A 16753-nucleotide genomic window follows, 5' to 3' on the forward strand; every position below is an offset into this window, starting at 1 on the left:
TTTTTTTGTCTATAATAAATACAGAGAATTCTTATCAATTATTTTTTTATGAGATTGAATCTTATTTTTATAGGAGGATTCACATGACGTTTATTTATGCACTGATCGCAGTGGCACTTCTTTACTCTGCGCATAAAGCGACAAGAGTCAAAGGGCTGCTGAATGCCGCTCTTTGGTTGGCTGCGACAAGCTGCCTTACGGCGATCTTAATGTATATCATGGGCTCTCCCGGTATTGCTGTTATCGAGTTAAGCGTCGGTGCCGGATTGGTCACAGTGCTCTTCGTTTTCGCTATCAGTATTATTGGAGATGAAAAAATCGAATCGAAATTTTTCATTCCGCCTTTAGCTGCATTGTTAATGGCGACCATACCTTTCATCATACTTGCCTTCCTCTGGATCAGCGGGATTTCTCCCGTTTTTGAAAACACGCCTGCCGACATCCTGGCAAATACGATCTGGGAAGACCGAAAAGTTGATTTGTATTTACAGGCAGCTCTGATTATAACGGGCATTCTGGGCATCATGCTGCTAATTGCGCCTTCCGTTGCAAATCGTTTCAAGAAGGAGCGAGAGAAATGAGTTATATTATCGTTATCTGTATCTTAGGTTTGTTAGGTATAGGATTTTATTGTCTCCTGATCACAAGAAATCTGCTTAAACTTGTCGTTGCACTTCAAGTGTTGGTGAAAGGCGCAATGCTGGCAGTATTGTTTGCCGGATGTCTGGTTGACAATATGGAGGTCGCTCAAAGCATGGCTTTAACAATTATCGTTGCAGACACAATTGTTGCTGTCATTGGTCTGGCAATGGCAATTCAAGTACGCCAAATTACCAATACCAGCAATATTCGTTCGATTTCGACTCTTAGAAAGTAAAGACCATGACAGCTATTCTTATTGCACTAATCATTTTATTTCCATGGTTTGGAGCGGTCATTATTTGGTTAATGAAGGATGAACAAGAAAAGCTCACGCATATACTGGCGATGAGCTTTACTGCTTTTTCAGCCGTTCTCAGCCTGGTTTTGCTGACTAGAATAGGGCAGGACCAAATCTCTGCCTATTCGCTTGGAATTGGAATGGGTGATCTCGCTTTCTCAGCAGATGCATTGGGAATCATACTTACATGTATTGCAAATTGTATCGGATGTCTTGCGGTAGTCTTTTCTAAGGATTACATGAATGGGGAAAAAGACCTCCAACGATATTACAGTATGATTCTACTCTTTATCGGAGCAATGTCCGGACTGGTACTCACTTCCAATGCCATGCTGATCTTCTTCTTCTGGGAAATTACAGCGCTTTGCTCTTACCAGCTTATTTCCTTCTACAATGATGATCCGAAAGCTGTGCGCGGCGGATTAAAAGCGCTCTTCATCACACAATTCGGAGGGATAGGATTACTTCTTGGATCTTTGCTGATTTTCTCGCAAACCGGCTCTCTGGATATTCAACACTTCATAGCCGCGGCACAGGCTGGCGAAATTTCTTCCGCTGCGCTGGCTGTTGCCGGATTTGGATTGATTGCAGCCGCTGCAGCAAAGAGTTCGCAATTTCCATTCTTCACATGGCTGCCGGATGCCATGGAAGCGCCAACACCAGTCAGTGCTTTAATTCATGCCGCGACAATGGTCAATGCAGGTGTCTATCTGCTTTGCAGATTCGCTCCTGCTTTTCAGGGTGTCGCTGGATGGAATACCACTGTCCTCTGGGTTGGAATCATCACAATTTTACTCTCCTCTGTGATGGCAATTTTTGCAAATGATTTAAAAAGAGTTTTAGCGTATTCAACAGTCAGTCAGCTTGGTTTCTTATTTGCAGCCATCGGAGCCGGTTCCGTAACCGCCAGTCAATTTCATTTACTATCTCATGCAATCTTTAAAGCGCTTCTCTTTTTATGTGCAGGCGCCGTCATTCATTCAGTCGGTACAAGAGATATGAGACTGATGGGAAATCTTTATAAAAAAATGAAACCGGTTGCAATTTGTTTTATTATCGGAGCTTGCAGTTTGGCAGGAATTCCAATTTTTAATGGCTTCTGGTCCAAGGAGTTAATTTTAGAGGCAATCCATTCCGGAGCGCCGTTATCAGTGTACATTTTGATGCTTTTCGCAGTAATTCTGACCGCGATTTATTCAATTCGCTGTGTTTGGATGGTCTTTTTTGGAAAAGAAAAATCTGAACTGCATGTTCATGAACCAGGCAGATTTATGAAATATTCCTTATATGTTCTTGCAGCAGGCACGGTAGTATCCTGGCTCACTTTTGGTGGTTTTAGCAATGCTTTCAGCAAATCACTTCCACATCATGAAATTGAAGCAGAATCTTTAGGCAAATTTCTTTCAACAATCATAAAGGATCCGCTGACCTATCTGGCAATTTTCATGGTCATTTTAGGAATTGTTTTATGGATTTTTCATAAACCTGGTCCATCAAAAGCAGTATTACCGAAAGTTCTCGAAACTTGTGCTGTCAATAGTTTTGGGTTTGAAATTATCAATGAGAAAATTATTGATAAAATCCAAAATCTCAGCGAATTCAGCCGTGAGCTCCAATCCGGAATTCTCAATTGGAATATATTTGGCGTCCTGACCGGTTTAGTGCTTATCCTTATTGTTCTTGGAATCGGGGGGTGATATCATGAAAAACAATTTAATTCTATGGCTATTATTCACTCCAATGATTTCATCTGTAGTCGTCTATGTTGTCGGAAGATTCCTTGCGCCGAATGACACTGAGAAACCGAATAAAACAGTATGGCTGTGCGTTGCAGGTATTGCGGCGACATTTGTCCCTTTTATTCTTTCTTCAATCAATATACTGAACGGGAAATCAGTAGCAACTACAATCGGCGATATAACGCTCGCTTTTGACGGTATCAGTATGCTCGTCTCGTTGACTGTTCTGATTCTCGGACTGGCAGTCATTCTGTTTTCTGTCGATTATATGGCAGCAGAACATAGCGAAGAAAAGTTTTACGGATTGTTGATGATCCTCATCACCAGTATTATTGGTCTTTCAACCTCCACTGACTTGTTTAATATTTACATCTGGTTTGAGCTGATGGCTGTCTCAACATATTCACTGGTCGCATTTTACCGAAACCGTGCAACATCTCTTGAAGCAGGTATCAAATACTTGACACAAAGTGCCGCAGGATCGATCTTCATCATTCTTGGGATTGCCATGATTTTTGGTACAACCGGGAAAATATCCATGCAGGATATTCCTGCATTAATTGCTTCTTCAAAACGAATCATGATTGCTGCAGGAGCCTGCTTTATTACGGGTTACGGGATAAAATGTGCATTTGTTCCAATGCATTTCTGGCTTCCAGATGCCCATTCACAGGCACCTTCCGGTGTCAGCGCTATGCTTTCCGGTATTGTAATCGAGACAGGGCTTATTGCACTTCTCCGCTCTCTCTCCGCTCTGAATCCGGCAGCCGCTTCTTTCGGCATCATCTTTTTATTGATTGGCGCGTTAAATATGCTGATTGGAAATCTGGGAGCTCTTCGCCAATCGGAAGTTAAAAGGATGTTTGCGTTTTCTTCAATCAGCCATATGGGTTACATTGCGCTGGGAATCGGATTCTTTCTCACCTTTCAGGAGAGCACAGCATCTGCAGATGGCGTCTTTTTCCATATATTCAACCATGCAATGATGAAAGGATTGGCATTTCTCGCCGCCGGAGCGATTGTTTTCAATCTGAAACAGGCAAAAGGAGATCATTCGCCATTGATGGTTAAAGATCTGGATGGTATTTCACAGAAATATCCATGGTACGCATTACTGCTAAGTATTGCAGTTTTAGCGCTTGGTGGTCTTCCGCCGCTTGCCGGCTTTATCTCAAAGTGGCAGATATTTGCAGGTGGAGCTTTATCCAAAAATCCCTGGGCAATGTTTTTGATAGTTTTTGCAGGAATCAACAGTGTGCTTTCTCTCGGCTACTATGCTCCGTTGGTTAATCGCATGTACCGCCATCAACCATCCCAAACCGTTTTGGCAGGAATTTCAAAATGTTCAGCCACAATGCTGGCATCGCTGATTCTGCTAGGAATTTTTGTAGTGTTGCTCGGGCTTTTCCCGATGCTGATTTCAAATTATACCGGCAGTGCCTCTTCAGCACTGCTGAATATGTTTCGATAGGAGCTCAATATGGATATTCTAATGAGTACTCCGGTTATTTTCTTGATCTTTATTGTGCTGGGAATCCTGTTGATGTTATTTGGACAATACACAGCGCCGGTAGAAGATACAGCTTTGGACCAGAAACGCTCACTTTACGGCAGTGGCGAAGCCGGACCTGAATCAAGAGGAGTCCCGGGTTATAAACCATTTCTTCTGATTTCTCTCTTCTTTGCAATTCTTCATCTGGGTGTGCTCGTTGTAGGTTTGAGCAATCTCAGCATGACTTCTGTCGTTTATCTGATCGCATTAATGCTTGGCTTGCTCGCGTTGATGTTGGGGTAATGGATCGGTGAAATGTAAATGAATCATCTATTATTTGAATTCAGAATCCGCCATTTTCATATATTATTGATTAATGGCAGCATCGATGAATTATAGAGGAAAAATTATGGAAGAAAATATTGAAGAAATCACCATCAACCCTGAATCGTCAGATAAGAGCATCATCGATTCTGTTGTTGATAAAATCCGCAGTTGGTCCAGAATCAACAGCCCATGGGCGATTCATTACAACAGCGGATCTTGTAACGGTTGTGATATTGAACTACTAACGTTGGTCACACCGCGCTATGACGTTGAAAGACTTGGAATTAAATTGCAGGGCAGTCCACGCCACGCAGATGTCTTGATCGTAACAGGGGCTGTAACATTTCAATCGAAAGATCGCCTCATCCGTATTTATAATCAAATGCCCGAGCCTAAATTCGTAATTGCGCTGGGATCTTGCGGAATTAGCGGCGGCGTTTTCCATGATTGCTATTGTGTCGAAGGGGGTGTGGCAGATGTGATACCGGTAGATGTCTTTGTCCCCGGATGTCCGCCTCGACCGGAAGCAATGATTAATGGCGTTGCGACACTTTTAGCAAAAATCAAAGCTGGAAATTCGAAAAAAGAGAGTAGCGGACCAACGATCTTTGCGATGCCTGAAATTCCGGTTGAACCAGCTGAAACGACCTCTGCAAATGAGCCATCTCAAAAAACAAGTTTGGAACCATCCTCAGTATCTGAAGAAAACCAAAACACTTCCAAGGGAGAGAATCAATGACAGATATAATGAACTATCTCAAAGAAGCGGAATCCTATCTCTCCGATATTTCAGAGAAAGTGGTTTATCCGGAGAATCAAACGAACCGGATTGACGTTTATGTCGCTCCGCAAGATATAAAAAGAGCTGTTAAAGCCCTGTATGATCACCATTTTGGCTATCTCATTACCATATCGGCATATGACACAACCAGTGATGACGGCAAACCACAAATCGGACTCGTCTATCACTTTGGAGAAGGTCCAACCATCTGCAGTATACGTACTTTTCTGCCTCATGATCATCGGATTGTTGACACTATCTGTGACATTATCGGATCCGCAACCGTTTATGAACGGGAATGCCGAGAGTTATTTGGTATTGAAATCGTCGGTACACCCGATAAATCTAAACTTCTGCTGCCTGAAGATTGGCCGGATGGCGTTTATCCCATGCTAAAATCTTTTACCGGATTAACAGACGCTGGTAAATGGCAGAAAGAGAGCAAATAATATGACCGACAATTTGATTGATTCCAACAAATCCCAAAAATATATTGTCCCGATCGGTCCCCAGCATCCGGCATTGAAAGAACCGGGACATTTCGAATTTACTGTAGAAGGCGAAATTGTGGTAGATGCCTCGATTCGACTCGGATATGTGCATCGTGGGGTTGAAAAAGCGGCTGAAAGCAGAACATGGACACAGGTTCTTTATCTTGTAGAACGTGTCTGCGGGATCTGTTCCCATGCACATGGGACAGCGTTTATTCAGAATGCGGAAGCGCTGGCAGGAATAGAAATTCCTCCAAGAGCAAAAGTCATTCGCGCCATTGCAGGGGAAATCGAACGGCTCCACAGCCATTTACTTTGGCTTGGTGTCGCTGCCCATGAAGGCGGCTTTGATGCGATGTTCATGTATTCCTGGCGAGACCGAGAAATTGTCATGGACATACTGGAAAATTTCTTTGGAAATCGCGTAAACTATTCAGTCAATATTCCAGGAGGAGTAAAAGAAGACATAACCCCTGAATTTGCTGAACAATTACGCATAAAGCTGGATTTTCTTGAGAAACGGTTAAAACATTACCTTGATGTAGTAAACGACGATGTAACGTTTCGCGCAAGGACAGTAAATATTGGTACACTCGGCAAAGAAGAAATGACCAGGCTCGGAGCCACCGGACCGACTGCCCGATCAGCGGGAATTACACGAGATATCCGTGTTGATCGACCGTATTCCGGCTTTGATATCTATCCGATCAACATGATTTTAGACGATCATGGAGACCTCAACGCTCGTTTTGTTGTACGCTTAAAAGAGTGTTTCGAATCCATTCGGTATATCCGGGATGTCCTGGAAAAAATACCTGAAGGAGAGCTATCTGTTAAGTTTCCAAGAAAAATTCCAGCGGGCGAATCAATGTCCTCTGTTGAAGCGCCGCGCGGTGAATTATTCTATTTTGTCCGATCCAATGGCACAGAAAATCCAGACCGTGTCAAAGTTCGAACAGCAAGTCTTTGTAATTGGGGGACAATTGTATCCGCAGTCGCAAAAGGGCATAAATTAGCTGACATGCCAATGATCCTGGCAGGAATTGATCCATGCTTTTCCTGTAATGACCGCATGGTTAATATTGTCGGCAAAGAAAAAAATGCTCAGCTCTGGACATGGGAACAGCTCAGAAAATATGGCATCAATTATCATGCAATGCAAGAGGGATTCAATGTTTCTGATTGCGGCATCGAACAACTCAGAGAGGAAAAATAGCCATGACAGCGCTTCACCCTTTATTCGCTTTGTTTATTTTCCCAGCCGGGCTTTTTCTGATCCTGATCTCATTCTTCTTTGAATGGCTTGACCGAAAACTGATCGCTCGGTTCCAAAATCGTCAGGGACCGCGTTTTTTGCAGCCGTTTGCGGATATTTTTAAACTTCTCGCAAAAGAAGAAATTGTGCCAATTGGCGTTCACCGAACGCTTTTCATGGCGCTGCCGATTTTTGCTTTCGCATGTGTGATGACAGCATCGCTATATGTTCCATTCTTCGGATTTAAAGCGGCATGGCATATCAGGGGAGACCTGATTATTGCCATGTATCTTCTTTCAGCAATGACTGTATGTTTGGGAATGGCTGGAACCAACTCAATTAACCGTTTTGCTGTTGTCGGTGCAACACGAACATTGACCCAGTTATTTGCGTATGAAGGTCCTTTCATGTTAGCGTTACTGATGCCAGCATTGGTTGCCCAGTCATGGACGATCAGCAGTATTGCCGACTATGCGTCCAATCATACATGGATGATTGTCACACAACCGATCGGTTTCATTGTTGCAATCATAGGCTTGATTGGTAAATTGGAGCTTCCTCCGTTTGACGCTCCCGAAGCAGAACAAGAAATTGTCAGCGGCGCTTTATCGGAATATTCAGGCAGAGGATTTGGACTATTTAAAATCGCAAAAAATGTGGAACTTGTCATTGGTCTTGCCCTGATCACAGTTTTTTACCTGGGCGGCATTGTGAATCCGCTGCTTTTTTCCATAAAAATGGTCGTATTGCTCTGTGTCATTGCTCTGATGCAGTCAACGCTTACACGCCTCCGAATTGATCAAACCGTCGGGTTGTGGTGGCAAGCAGGAGCCATACTTTCGCTTGCGCAACTTCTAATTATCATTTTAGTGAGGGTTAGATGAAACTAATTGGAATGATTCAAGATGTTTTATCGTCAATGTTTAAAAAAACTGCAACGATTTCCTATCCTTTAAAACCCAGCCCTCCGCCTGAAAGGTATCACGGAAGACTTGATTATAACGCTGCGAAATGTACCGGCTGTATGATGTGTACCAGGGATTGTCCGGCAGAGACGATTCAGATCAAAGTGATCGACCGGAAGACAAAACAATTTGTAATGACCTACAACATTGGAGAATGTGTTTATTGCAAACAATGTGTGTTCAATTGCAAGTTTGATGCGCTTCATATGACAAATCTTATGTGGGAATCAGCTTCGGATTCGAAAGAAGGATTTCAGCTGTATTTTGGCAAAAAGGAACACATCGATTCATTGTTAAAACAAAAAAATGAAGAACCAACAGCATAATAAGCTGAATAGTTGTTCAAATTTTTATCAATGGAAATCAAAAAACCGGGGATCAGACTCCTCGGTTTTTATTATGTATTAATGGGAAAATCACACTGCAATGCAGGGGAGTGAAGAAGCTTTATCGAAAAATAGAGAAAGAACATGTTTGTAGTTTCTTCAAATGTGATCAGGGAAAGTTGGTGTTCACCAACAGGTAGTGAACAATCGGTGTATCGTTGATTATGATTAATAAAGTGACAGAAGATCGTTTTGCTACGCTCGCAATGACAGGATTTACTACTTTTTGGATCACATGACAATCGGTCATTTCCAGAATGGCGTCAATCCGAGAAAGCAATCATAAGTTTTAGAGAAAAATACTTTACTATTCAAAGGGAAAAATAACATTAGCTATTTTAAAGAGTCCCCTAAATAAAATTGCCACAGGATGTTAACCGGATTATACGAAAGGCGGAGGAACAGCATGGCTATCGGGTACATATTGTGCCATCAAGCGCTGCAGGTTTTTTATGCCTCTTATTCGGAAGAAACAAACAGCGAAACCGATGATTCCGAATGTCATAATTGATGGAAATTAATCCGATGCAAATTTCGAATCACTGTTCCAAATATAGATGTCTTTGAAATACAACGGCATGAGTTTACAATCTTTACGTTAATATATACATCTGGAGAAAAAATGGAACATTGGAATCAACAATTACGAGAAAAATTACAACAGATTAAAAACAAAACAGGAAGAGCCTCAAAAATTGCTATCCTTGGTATCGGAAGTGAGTTGAACGGGGATGATGCAGCCGGAGTTTTGGTCATACGCCAATTAATTGACCACCTACATTCATTATCATCATGCAGCCCCAATCGCTGCCTTTTCGATTGCGGTACGGTACCAGAAAACTTTACAGGTGTATTGCGTCAATTCATGCCTGACTTTGTCTTAATAATTGATGCAGGATCGTTTGGAAAAAATCCAGGATCGATCGTTTTTACTGATTTTCAGGATACAGATGATTTGAGTTTTTCTACACATTCATTGCCGCCGTCTGTCTTTGCGGGTTTTTTGGTTAAAGAACTTGGTTGCGAGTTGAATTTATTATTAATTCAGGTGAATAATATAGAATTCTGTCATCCGATCGACCCCAGAGTAATATCAGCGATCGAAACAATCACGGAATACCTGGCTGATCTTTTAGCTGAATTCTAATCGACGGTTTTCCACGTTCTGAATGATCGCCGCATCGCCTGCAATTCAAAATTCGAGAATGATAAATAATGTAATGGTGCTGTTTTTACTATTCTGGTAAAAACAACACCATTTGGAGTTTTTCCTTTTTTTAAGGCTTCTTTAAAATACAAGTTAATGACTCATTAATGTCAAACTGGATTCGATCGTCCAACCTTCCCAGCCAGAGGATGTTCGTACATGATACCACTTTGTGAAATTGATCTCTACCGGTCCCTCAATGATTTCCAGCATAGAGCCTTGCGGAGCTACACAAATAATCGTCTTATTGACGCCGGGTTCCTGAAGGAGGAAAACACCACCGTCATGACCGGAATTAACAATCGCATATCTGGTTTCAGCCTCAGTAGTTGGATCCGGTTCCGGAGTGTTGTAATACACGCGCTCCTTCACATCCATGGCACATCGAAAACCGGTTTCATTATTGAACTGATCAGGTTCCAAAGCAAAACGGTTTGTGACATGAATTGTTTCGACATCACTATTCCAGGAATCGCCGCGAATTACTTTTTTCGTTCCACCTGCCGGACCAGAGGGATTTTCAACAACTGATTCCTGATAATAGGTCTCAGAATACCAATCAGAAACCCATTCGGATACATTCCCGACTACATCTACCATGCCATATGGACTCTGACCTTTCCAATAGGTATTACCCATCTCAGTATCTCCGGGAATTTTCGTAAGATTTAATGTATAGGTTTGAGGTGCCCCGTTACCCCATGAATAGCGTCGATATCCGGATGTTCCCATCCCTGCTTTTTCCCACTCCGCTTCAGTAGGCAGCCGTTTTCCAACATATTCGCAATAATTTTTTGCATCTTCCCACGTGACATTGACAACGGGATATCGATTAAACAATGCATTTCCATAATAGTTTTCTCGAGTTGCACTGCTCGTTTCATGTGGTTCACTGCATTTGCCATCTTTAACACAGGCTGAATACGCTTCATTGGTAACTTCAAGGATATCAATATAATAAGATTTCAAGTAGACTTCATGAATCGGTTTCGCGTCTGATTTTGCGTCCAAATCATCATCTTTCGCGCCAACTGTAGACATTCCCTCTTCCACATAAACCATCCCCTCCGGAATATCAACAACATATTTATCAGTAATATTGATAAAAGCGCTCGTCAAAATAAACGAGATCGATAAAAAGAGATTACAAACAGTTTTCAACAATTTCTTTCTTTGATTCATGCATTTTTCTTTCATAAAAAAATCCATATCCGTTCATTCGAAAAAAAGCACCGAACAATACAGCCAAGCTCTATGATTTCTATACCGATACATGAATATATATACGGGAAAAATCCGCCTGCTTTTTAATTATTTGTTTTTGATTTACGATTCTTGCAGAGTTTTCCAATATCACATTTCAAAAAATGATAGTGGAAAATTTATTTAATACCAGCAAATCAAACAGAAAACCAACTTTTTGAATCGCTGATATGATACAAAGCAATTTCTGCTGTTTTTAAGCCTTCCTAAATTTCAATTTGTTATTAGAAACGTCTTTCTAATTTCTAATAACTGTATCCAATATTCTACTCCTGTTTATGACAATTTTACGCGTAATTACGATTCTGAAACCCGCCTGAGGGCGGGTTTCGCGCCCGTTAGAAGTAGGTTTTTTTTTACACTATTAAGTATGTCTTCATTCTGTGAAAGACTGAACCGATTCGGACATCCTTTTATTTTTTCGCATGTATTTTTTTAAATTTGAGATATTTTGATGATCATTAAGAAGAAATTTCTCTGAAATTGTGAATAAAAGTAAACCTTCCGAAAATCTGTATAGATTGATTCTTCATTTTCCTCCTTTTTATGCTATGATGGATATGATATCAGTTTTCAATTTGTTCCAAAAAGGCAAATATTTTAGAGGAGTGAAAATGAAAAGAATTTCTATGTTCCTTGCAGTTTTTATGGCTTTAATCATGATACTGCCCGTTGTCGCTCAGGCTGAAATTGGTTCTGAGGAAAATCCTATTAAAGTCTTATTTGTCCCTTCTGTTGAAGCCAATACTATCGTCACCGGTGGCGAAATCATGGCAAAAGCGTTACACGACGCTACCGGGTATTTCTTTGAAGTTTCCGTTCCGACATCATTTGCTGCAACAGTGGAAGAGATGTGTGCCAGTCCGGATAATACGATGGGATTTATTCCGGCAAAACCCTATGTATTGGGAAGTGAACTTTGTGGTGTCGATGTGGCTTTTGCCGCCCTTCGGTACGGATTCAAAGAGTATTGGTCTGAGTTTATCGTCCGACGTGATAGCGGCATTGAAAAAATTGAAGACCTCGCCGGAAAAAAATGGGCTTTCCCGGATGCAGCATCAACCTCCGGATACACCGTTCCATCCGTCATGTTTAAAAAACTCGGCATCAAAGTTGGAGAAGAAGTCCAGGCTGGCGGTCATAACCAGGCTGTAAAGGCTGTTTATAATGGCGAAGCTGATTTCGCAACGGTATTTTACAGCGCGTTTCGAACACCGGAAGGTGTGTCACCCTGGAAATATGGTGATCCTCCTGATATTCCGGAAGATTTAATTGATTCGTGTGTTCTCACTGAAGATAAGAAAAATATCGATTGCGGAGGATATCTTGTGAAAGATGCTCGAGCGAATATACGAGAGGAAGCACCAGATGTCGTCCAAAAAGTAAAAATAATAGCTTTGAGTGAAGCCATTCCAAACGACACACTATCCTTTGGGCCTGATTTCCCGGCAGATATCCGAGCAAAAATTGAAGAAGCGCTGATTGCATTTGCGGATACCCCCGAATGGGCAGAATCAATCGGAAATCCTGATTTTTACGACTGGACAGGGTTGGAGAGAACAGATGATACCAATTATGATATCGTCCGCCAGATGGTCGCAGAATTAGGTGAAACATTGGATGATTTTCGCAAAAGTAACTAATATTGAAAAAAACGGGCAACATGTTAGTTGCCCGTTTTCATAAATCAAGCGTCAGGATCCAGCGATCCGAATTGAACTAATGAGTAATGTTTTTGAGTTGTTTTTGCATGAAATGCAAAAACAACTCAAAAATCGTTTCCGAATTTCGAATGACTGAACAGAATTATGATTCCATTTTTCCAGTACGATTATACAATTTATGATGATTCTCTGGAATCACATGGAGATTGATAACCTCAGCCATGATGTTTTTATTTTACAAAAAAGTTTTGTAATCCGAAATCCCTAAATACCACATCGACAAGGATTCATAATGCTGGAAATCAATGAACTATCAAAAATATATCCCGGCGGCACACAGGCATTAAAAGCAGTTACCTTTAATGTACCCAAAGGTCAGTTTCTTGCAGTCATCGGTCTCAGCGGTTCCGGAAAATCAACGCTGCTGCGTTGTATTAATCGGCTGATTGAACCGACAAAAGGCCAAATTATATGGAATGGAATCGATTTAGCTGCACTTCCGGAAAATGAAATGCGATTATACCGAAGAAAGATCGGAATGGTTTTCCAAAGCTTTAATTTGGTACTTCGCTCAACAGTTTTAACCAACGTCCTTTCCGGCAGACTCGGATACATCAACCCTGCCTGGAGCTTTTTGAATCGGTTCTCAAAACAAGATTATCTTGATGCGATGAAGCAGTTGGAACGCGTCGGTATCGCAGACAAAGCTTTTCAAAGAGCCGATGAACTCAGCGGCGGGCAGCAACAACGCGTCAGCATTGCCAGAGCTATGATGCAAAATCCGGAAATTATGCTTGCTGACGAACCAGTTGCATCACTTGATCCGGTTCTGGCACATTCTATCATGCAATATCTGGATAAAATCAATAAAGAATTAGGCGTTACAGTAATCTGCAGCCTGCACTTTTTAGATCTGGTACATCGATATGCAGACAGAGTAATTGCGCTTAACAATGGCTATGTGGTTTTTGATGGTTTACCAAGTGAAATCGATGATATGAAATTTAAAGAAATTTACGGGCGTGATGCAGAGAGGGTGGGATAAGACGATGAAAAAAAAATCAAAATCCCCGTTTCTTCATTCGATAAAAGTAGCCTTTATTATTATTGGTTTAATCATTCTTTATGCAATCGGCTTTTCAGTTACAAAAGTAAATCTTGAAGAGACAAAATCCGAAATTCGTCAAAAACAATTGATCAGGATCATACGTGCATTGGTCCAACCGGATCTTTTTACATATGATACAGTCGATACATTGATCCAGACGAAAATTCTCGCACCTTGTTCAGAAAATGCTTTTACTGGCATCGCTGTGGATCCAACCACTTCAGATCCGTACTTGACACTGAGTACTTATTGTGCAAACCCCGGAGATGCGATTACGATCGAAGGATTTAATTTTGAAGTATCGGAACAGATTTTCGTTCAATTTATTCCTCCGAATGGAGTAAAACTGACTTTAGGACAAGCCAATACAGATGAAAACGGTCATTTCATTCTCGAGACAAAAATACCTAAGAATCGTAAATCGGATCAACCTCAGACCATACAAGTTAAAACTTCTGTGTATGCTGGCAATTTAAAAATTTCGGGAACCCTAAAAGACACCTGGGATAAGATCGTCGAAACCCTGTTCCTTGCATTGTTATCCACAACCGTAGGCTGTATTTTTGCACTCCCACTCAGCTTTTTTGCTGCAAAAAACCTGATGGAACGTTTGAAGACTGAGTTTATAAGCGTTTCTCTGACACTCATTTTGTTCCCGATCGGGTTTTATATCGGTCTTAAGATTGTTCAAATCATAATTCGCTGGATTTCAACTCTGACGATTTCACCGATTTTCGTTGTGATCGGATGCATTCTGCTTGCCGTCATTATATTTCTACTGCTTCGACAGCTTTTTTCCAATCAGAAAATTCCCGGAGAACATACTTCAAATAAATTTCGATCTATATTATCAAAATCTACAGCCGCCATTACAGTCGTGGTTTTTTGCTTTCTGCTTTCGAAAGTCTTCATTCTTGCAGGTGATTCACTGGCAAAATCATTAGGAACATTCGCTTTTATTGGTGAATTCATTCGTGATATGGGAGAAATTCTGGAAATGATTCTTCCCGTAGGAGTTGGAATCGCGGCATCATTCATCGCAGTTAGTCTTGGCAGTAAAATCAGTAAAAGCATTCTCGCTGCACCACCGATCTGGATGAAAAAAATCATATCGGTAGTTCTTTCTGTCGCAGCATATGCGGGATTGTGTCTGCTGATCATAAATGCATTAAATTTCTTGTATGAATTTAAAAATATTCGAGAAATTAATCTATATACAGGAATGATTGGCGGCTTGGTCGGATTGATGTTGGGATTAATCTTTCAACCAAATTATGAAATTAAAATCGGGAATGTGATTTATATTATTACACGATCTGTTTTCAATATTCTCAGATCGATTGAATCACTGGTGATGGTCATTGTGTTCGTCGTTTGGGTAGGAATTGGTCCTTTTGCCGGATCGCTCGCATTGGCGCTGCATACGATCGCAGCTTTGGGCAAGATGTATTCAGAACAGGTTGAAAATATATCCGAAGGACCTTTAGAAGCCATTCAGGCAACCGGCGCAAATCTTGTTCAGCAAGTTGTTTATGCTGTAATTCCTCAAATCATTCCACCTTACATCGCATTTACGCTCTATCGCTGGGATCAAAATGTCCGCATGTCAACGATCATCGGTTTTGCAGGCGGCGGAGGTATTGGATTCCTCTTACAGCAAAACATCAACCTGCTGAATTACCGCGCCGCTTCAGTGCAGATGATTGCAATCGCGGTCGTAGTCTCATTAATGGACTATCTAAGCGGTTATGTAAGAAATAAGATCGTTTAAACCAATTTCCACCAAAAAAGGATCACTATTAATAAGTGTCCTTTCTGATTGGGAATGAACTTAATAAAGAACAATCTTTATCAGTCAAGATCTATCAGCAATTTGAAAATTGGATAAAACGAAGAAACAAAACTTGTTATCGCATTGTTTTTACACAGAATCCAAAATAACGCGATAGCCAGTAATCCTTTTCCCATTTCAAATCGCCGATAAACAGGAAGATTGTTCTTTTCTCATAATTTTTTATTGAAGATAAGACATAATAACCGAGAAATCATTTTTTGCAGTCAAATCAATCGTCATCGGGCTAACTGAAACAATCGACTCATTACAAACCGCTTGAATATCTGAGTCATGTTCAATTAAATCGTTGTTGAAACAAGGGAACCAGTCAATATGCGCCGGCTGGTCAAACGAAACCCGGTTTACTTTTTTGCTCATTTCGCTGTTTCTGGATACGCGGGTTAATCGCCATGGTGTTGCAGTTGTGGCAGTTCGAGGAACATCAATTTTCAGGATATCCACACCGTCCGGCAGTCCATTTTCAAGGATTTTCCAAGCAAATTTATGACCGAAATATGCAGCAGCACTGAAATCCACATTCTCTGAATAATTGAGATAACCAACCTCCGGTAATATTTCCAGTGAAATAGCCACAGATTTAATACCATAACCGCCGGCTTCAATAGCTGCTCCAATAGTTCCGGAGCTGGTTACGATATTCCCCAAGTTTTCCCCATAATTAATCCCACTGACGATCAAATCCGGCGTCTTGGGCAGAATTTCATGAATTGCATGAAAAACAGACTGTGCGGGGGAACCGCTCACTGCAAATGCCCGAATATTCGATACGGATACTTTGTTTTCACGTTCCTGAATAATTCCCTCTGATTCGCGAAAATAGCAGCGGCCGGCACCTGAATATTGAATATTTGGAGCAACAATCCAAAGATCGCCTAAAAGTGCCAGTTTCTCTGCAATCGCCCACAATCCTGGCGAATCTATACCGTCATCATTCGTTAAAACAATTTGCGCATCGGTCATGACAATCTCCATGTAATTGGCTACATTGATTCTAATCGATTTTTACCCCTCTTTTTTGAAAATTAATAGATACTCTATACAACACAAACCATTCCCGTATTTCCCAAAGTACTGTGAATTTTCCGGTAATTTGAAATATGATGAGATTCATTTTTGTTGGGATGTTTTTACGGTTGGTACAAAAACATCACAACAACAAGTTATTCCCGAGTAATTCGGAAAATTAGTCAAATTTTTGAATTACTGCAAATTCTTGATTGATCAAGAAAAGATTCTTATTTTCGCTTATAATTTTTATGAGCCTGTTTCGAAAGAATGGG

At 41.0% G+C, this 16753-nt stretch carries 16 protein-coding genes; 14 read left to right on the forward strand and 2 right to left on the reverse strand.

What is annotated here, in order from left to right:
• The first annotated feature begins 83 nt into the window (after positions 1 to 83).
• The 11 genes from ATC1_RS12775 to ATC1_RS12825 all read left to right on the forward strand — a co-directional run bounded on the left by ATC1_RS12775 (position 84) and on the right by ATC1_RS12825 (position 9523).
• The gene (locus tag ATC1_RS12775) at positions 84 to 581 is read left to right on the forward strand and encodes an NADH-quinone oxidoreductase subunit J (RefSeq protein ID WP_062282934.1); all 498 of its coding nucleotides are present in this window, start codon (positions 84 to 86) and stop codon (positions 579 to 581) included.
• Complete coding sequence (locus tag ATC1_RS12780) at positions 578 to 877, forward strand: NADH-quinone oxidoreductase subunit K (RefSeq protein ID WP_062282938.1); 300 nt, start codon at positions 578 to 580, stop codon at positions 875 to 877. The genes ATC1_RS12775 and ATC1_RS12780 overlap by 4 nt, the downstream gene beginning before the upstream one ends.
• Before the next feature lie 5 nt (positions 878 to 882).
• Positions 883 to 2637: an NADH-quinone oxidoreductase subunit 5 family protein gene (locus ATC1_RS12785; RefSeq protein WP_062282940.1), complete on the forward strand. Its 1755-nt coding sequence runs from the start codon at positions 883 to 885 to the stop codon at positions 2635 to 2637.
• A gap of 4 nt (positions 2638 to 2641) precedes the next feature.
• A complete protein-coding gene (locus ATC1_RS12790) occupies positions 2642 to 4150 on the forward strand; it encodes a complex I subunit 5 family protein (protein WP_082174793.1) in 1509 nt (502 codons plus the stop codon).
• A 9-nt stretch (positions 4151 to 4159) separates the two neighbouring features.
• Positions 4160 to 4474 (forward strand): hypothetical protein, encoded by a 315-nt coding sequence (locus ATC1_RS12795; RefSeq protein ID WP_062282947.1) that lies wholly within the window; start codon positions 4160 to 4162, stop codon positions 4472 to 4474.
• 106 nt (positions 4475 to 4580) lie between these two features.
• Positions 4581 to 5237, forward strand: a complete 657-nt coding sequence (locus ATC1_RS12800; protein ID WP_082174794.1) for an NADH-quinone oxidoreductase subunit B family protein — start codon at positions 4581 to 4583, stop codon at positions 5235 to 5237.
• Entirely contained in the window at positions 5234 to 5728 is a 495-nt protein-coding gene (locus tag ATC1_RS12805; protein ID WP_062282951.1) for an NADH-quinone oxidoreductase subunit C, read from the forward strand. The genes ATC1_RS12800 and ATC1_RS12805 overlap by 4 nt, the downstream gene beginning before the upstream one ends.
• A gap of 1 nt (position 5729) precedes the next feature.
• Complete coding sequence (locus ATC1_RS12810; protein ID WP_062282954.1) at positions 5730 to 6986, forward strand: hydrogenase large subunit; 1257 nt, start codon at positions 5730 to 5732, stop codon at positions 6984 to 6986.
• 2 nt (positions 6987 to 6988) lie between these two features.
• Positions 6989 to 7909, forward strand: a complete 921-nt coding sequence (locus ATC1_RS12815; RefSeq protein WP_062282957.1) for a complex I subunit 1 family protein — start codon at positions 6989 to 6991, stop codon at positions 7907 to 7909.
• Complete coding sequence (locus ATC1_RS12820; RefSeq protein WP_062282960.1) at positions 7906 to 8316, forward strand: 4Fe-4S dicluster domain-containing protein; 411 nt, start codon at positions 7906 to 7908, stop codon at positions 8314 to 8316. The genes ATC1_RS12815 and ATC1_RS12820 overlap by 4 nt, the downstream gene beginning before the upstream one ends.
• A 682-nt stretch (positions 8317 to 8998) precedes the next feature.
• Complete coding sequence (locus ATC1_RS12825; RefSeq protein WP_062282962.1) at positions 8999 to 9523, forward strand: hydrogenase 3 maturation endopeptidase HyCI; 525 nt, start codon at positions 8999 to 9001, stop codon at positions 9521 to 9523.
• A 153-nt stretch (positions 9524 to 9676) separates the two neighbouring features.
• On the opposite strand, the gene ATC1_RS12830 is transcribed toward ATC1_RS12825, so the two are convergent.
• Positions 9677 to 10765 carry a formylglycine-generating enzyme family protein gene (locus tag ATC1_RS12830; protein ID WP_172667790.1) on the reverse strand — a complete coding sequence of 363 codons (1089 nt, stop codon included), beginning with the start codon at positions 10763 to 10765 and terminating at the stop codon, positions 9677 to 9679.
• A 695-nt stretch (positions 10766 to 11460) separates the two neighbouring features.
• Here ATC1_RS12830 and phnD point away from each other — a divergent pair.
• The 3 genes from phnD (at position 11461) to ATC1_RS15010 (ending at position 15389) form a co-directional block, all read left to right on the forward strand.
• Positions 11461 to 12489, forward strand: a complete 1029-nt coding sequence (gene phnD / locus ATC1_RS12835; RefSeq protein ID WP_062282968.1) for a phosphate/phosphite/phosphonate ABC transporter substrate-binding protein — start codon at positions 11461 to 11463, stop codon at positions 12487 to 12489.
• A 313-nt stretch (positions 12490 to 12802) separates the two neighbouring features.
• On the forward strand, positions 12803 to 13555 hold the full coding sequence (gene phnC, locus ATC1_RS12840; protein WP_062282971.1) for a phosphonate ABC transporter ATP-binding protein: 753 nt from the start codon (positions 12803 to 12805) through the stop codon (positions 13553 to 13555).
• Positions 13556 to 13559: 4 nt separating this feature from the next.
• Entirely contained in the window at positions 13560 to 15389 is a 1830-nt protein-coding gene (locus tag ATC1_RS15010) for a PhnE/PtxC family ABC transporter permease (RefSeq protein ID WP_062282974.1), read from the forward strand.
• 243 nt (positions 15390 to 15632) lie between these two features.
• Here ATC1_RS15010 and surE read toward each other — a convergent pair whose 3' ends face one another.
• Positions 15633 to 16433: a 5'/3'-nucleotidase SurE gene (gene surE, locus ATC1_RS12850; protein ID WP_062282978.1), complete on the reverse strand. Its 801-nt coding sequence runs from the start codon at positions 16431 to 16433 to the stop codon at positions 15633 to 15635.
• Positions 16434 to 16753 lie beyond the last annotated feature (320 nt).

Origin of the sequence: Flexilinea flocculi (assembly GCF_001192795.1) — a bacterium.
Classification (GTDB): domain Bacteria; phylum Chloroflexota; class Anaerolineae; order Anaerolineales; family Anaerolineaceae; genus Flexilinea; species Flexilinea flocculi.

Coding starts and splice junctions, on each gene's coding strand:
- ATC1_RS12775 (WP_062282934.1), top strand. CDS start 84: ATGACGTTTATTTATGCACTGATCGCAGTGGCACTTCTTTACTCTGCG.
- ATC1_RS12780 (WP_062282938.1), top strand. CDS start 578: ATGAGTTATATTATCGTTATCTGTATCTTAGGTTTGTTAGGTATAGGA.
- ATC1_RS12785 (WP_062282940.1), top strand. CDS start 883: ATGACAGCTATTCTTATTGCACTAATCATTTTATTTCCATGGTTTGGA.
- ATC1_RS12790 (WP_082174793.1), top strand. CDS start 2,642: ATGAAAAACAATTTAATTCTATGGCTATTATTCACTCCAATGATTTCA.
- ATC1_RS12795 (WP_062282947.1), top strand. CDS start 4,160: ATGGATATTCTAATGAGTACTCCGGTTATTTTCTTGATCTTTATTGTG.
- ATC1_RS12800 (WP_082174794.1), top strand. CDS start 4,581: ATGGAAGAAAATATTGAAGAAATCACCATCAACCCTGAATCGTCAGAT.
- ATC1_RS12805 (WP_062282951.1), top strand. CDS start 5,234: ATGACAGATATAATGAACTATCTCAAAGAAGCGGAATCCTATCTCTCC.
- ATC1_RS12810 (WP_062282954.1), top strand. CDS start 5,730: ATGACCGACAATTTGATTGATTCCAACAAATCCCAAAAATATATTGTC.
- ATC1_RS12815 (WP_062282957.1), top strand. CDS start 6,989: ATGACAGCGCTTCACCCTTTATTCGCTTTGTTTATTTTCCCAGCCGGG.
- ATC1_RS12820 (WP_062282960.1), top strand. CDS start 7,906: ATGAAACTAATTGGAATGATTCAAGATGTTTTATCGTCAATGTTTAAA.
- ATC1_RS12825 (WP_062282962.1), top strand. CDS start 8,999: ATGGAACATTGGAATCAACAATTACGAGAAAAATTACAACAGATTAAA.
- ATC1_RS12830 (WP_172667790.1), bottom strand. CDS start 10,765: ATGAATCAAAGAAAGAAATTGTTGAAAACTGTTTGTAATCTCTTTTTA.
- phnD (WP_062282968.1), top strand. CDS start 11,461: ATGAAAAGAATTTCTATGTTCCTTGCAGTTTTTATGGCTTTAATCATG.
- phnC (WP_062282971.1), top strand. CDS start 12,803: ATGCTGGAAATCAATGAACTATCAAAAATATATCCCGGCGGCACACAG.
- ATC1_RS15010 (WP_062282974.1), top strand. CDS start 13,560: ATGAAAAAAAAATCAAAATCCCCGTTTCTTCATTCGATAAAAGTAGCC.
- surE (WP_062282978.1), bottom strand. CDS start 16,433: ATGACCGATGCGCAAATTGTTTTAACGAATGATGACGGTATAGATTCG.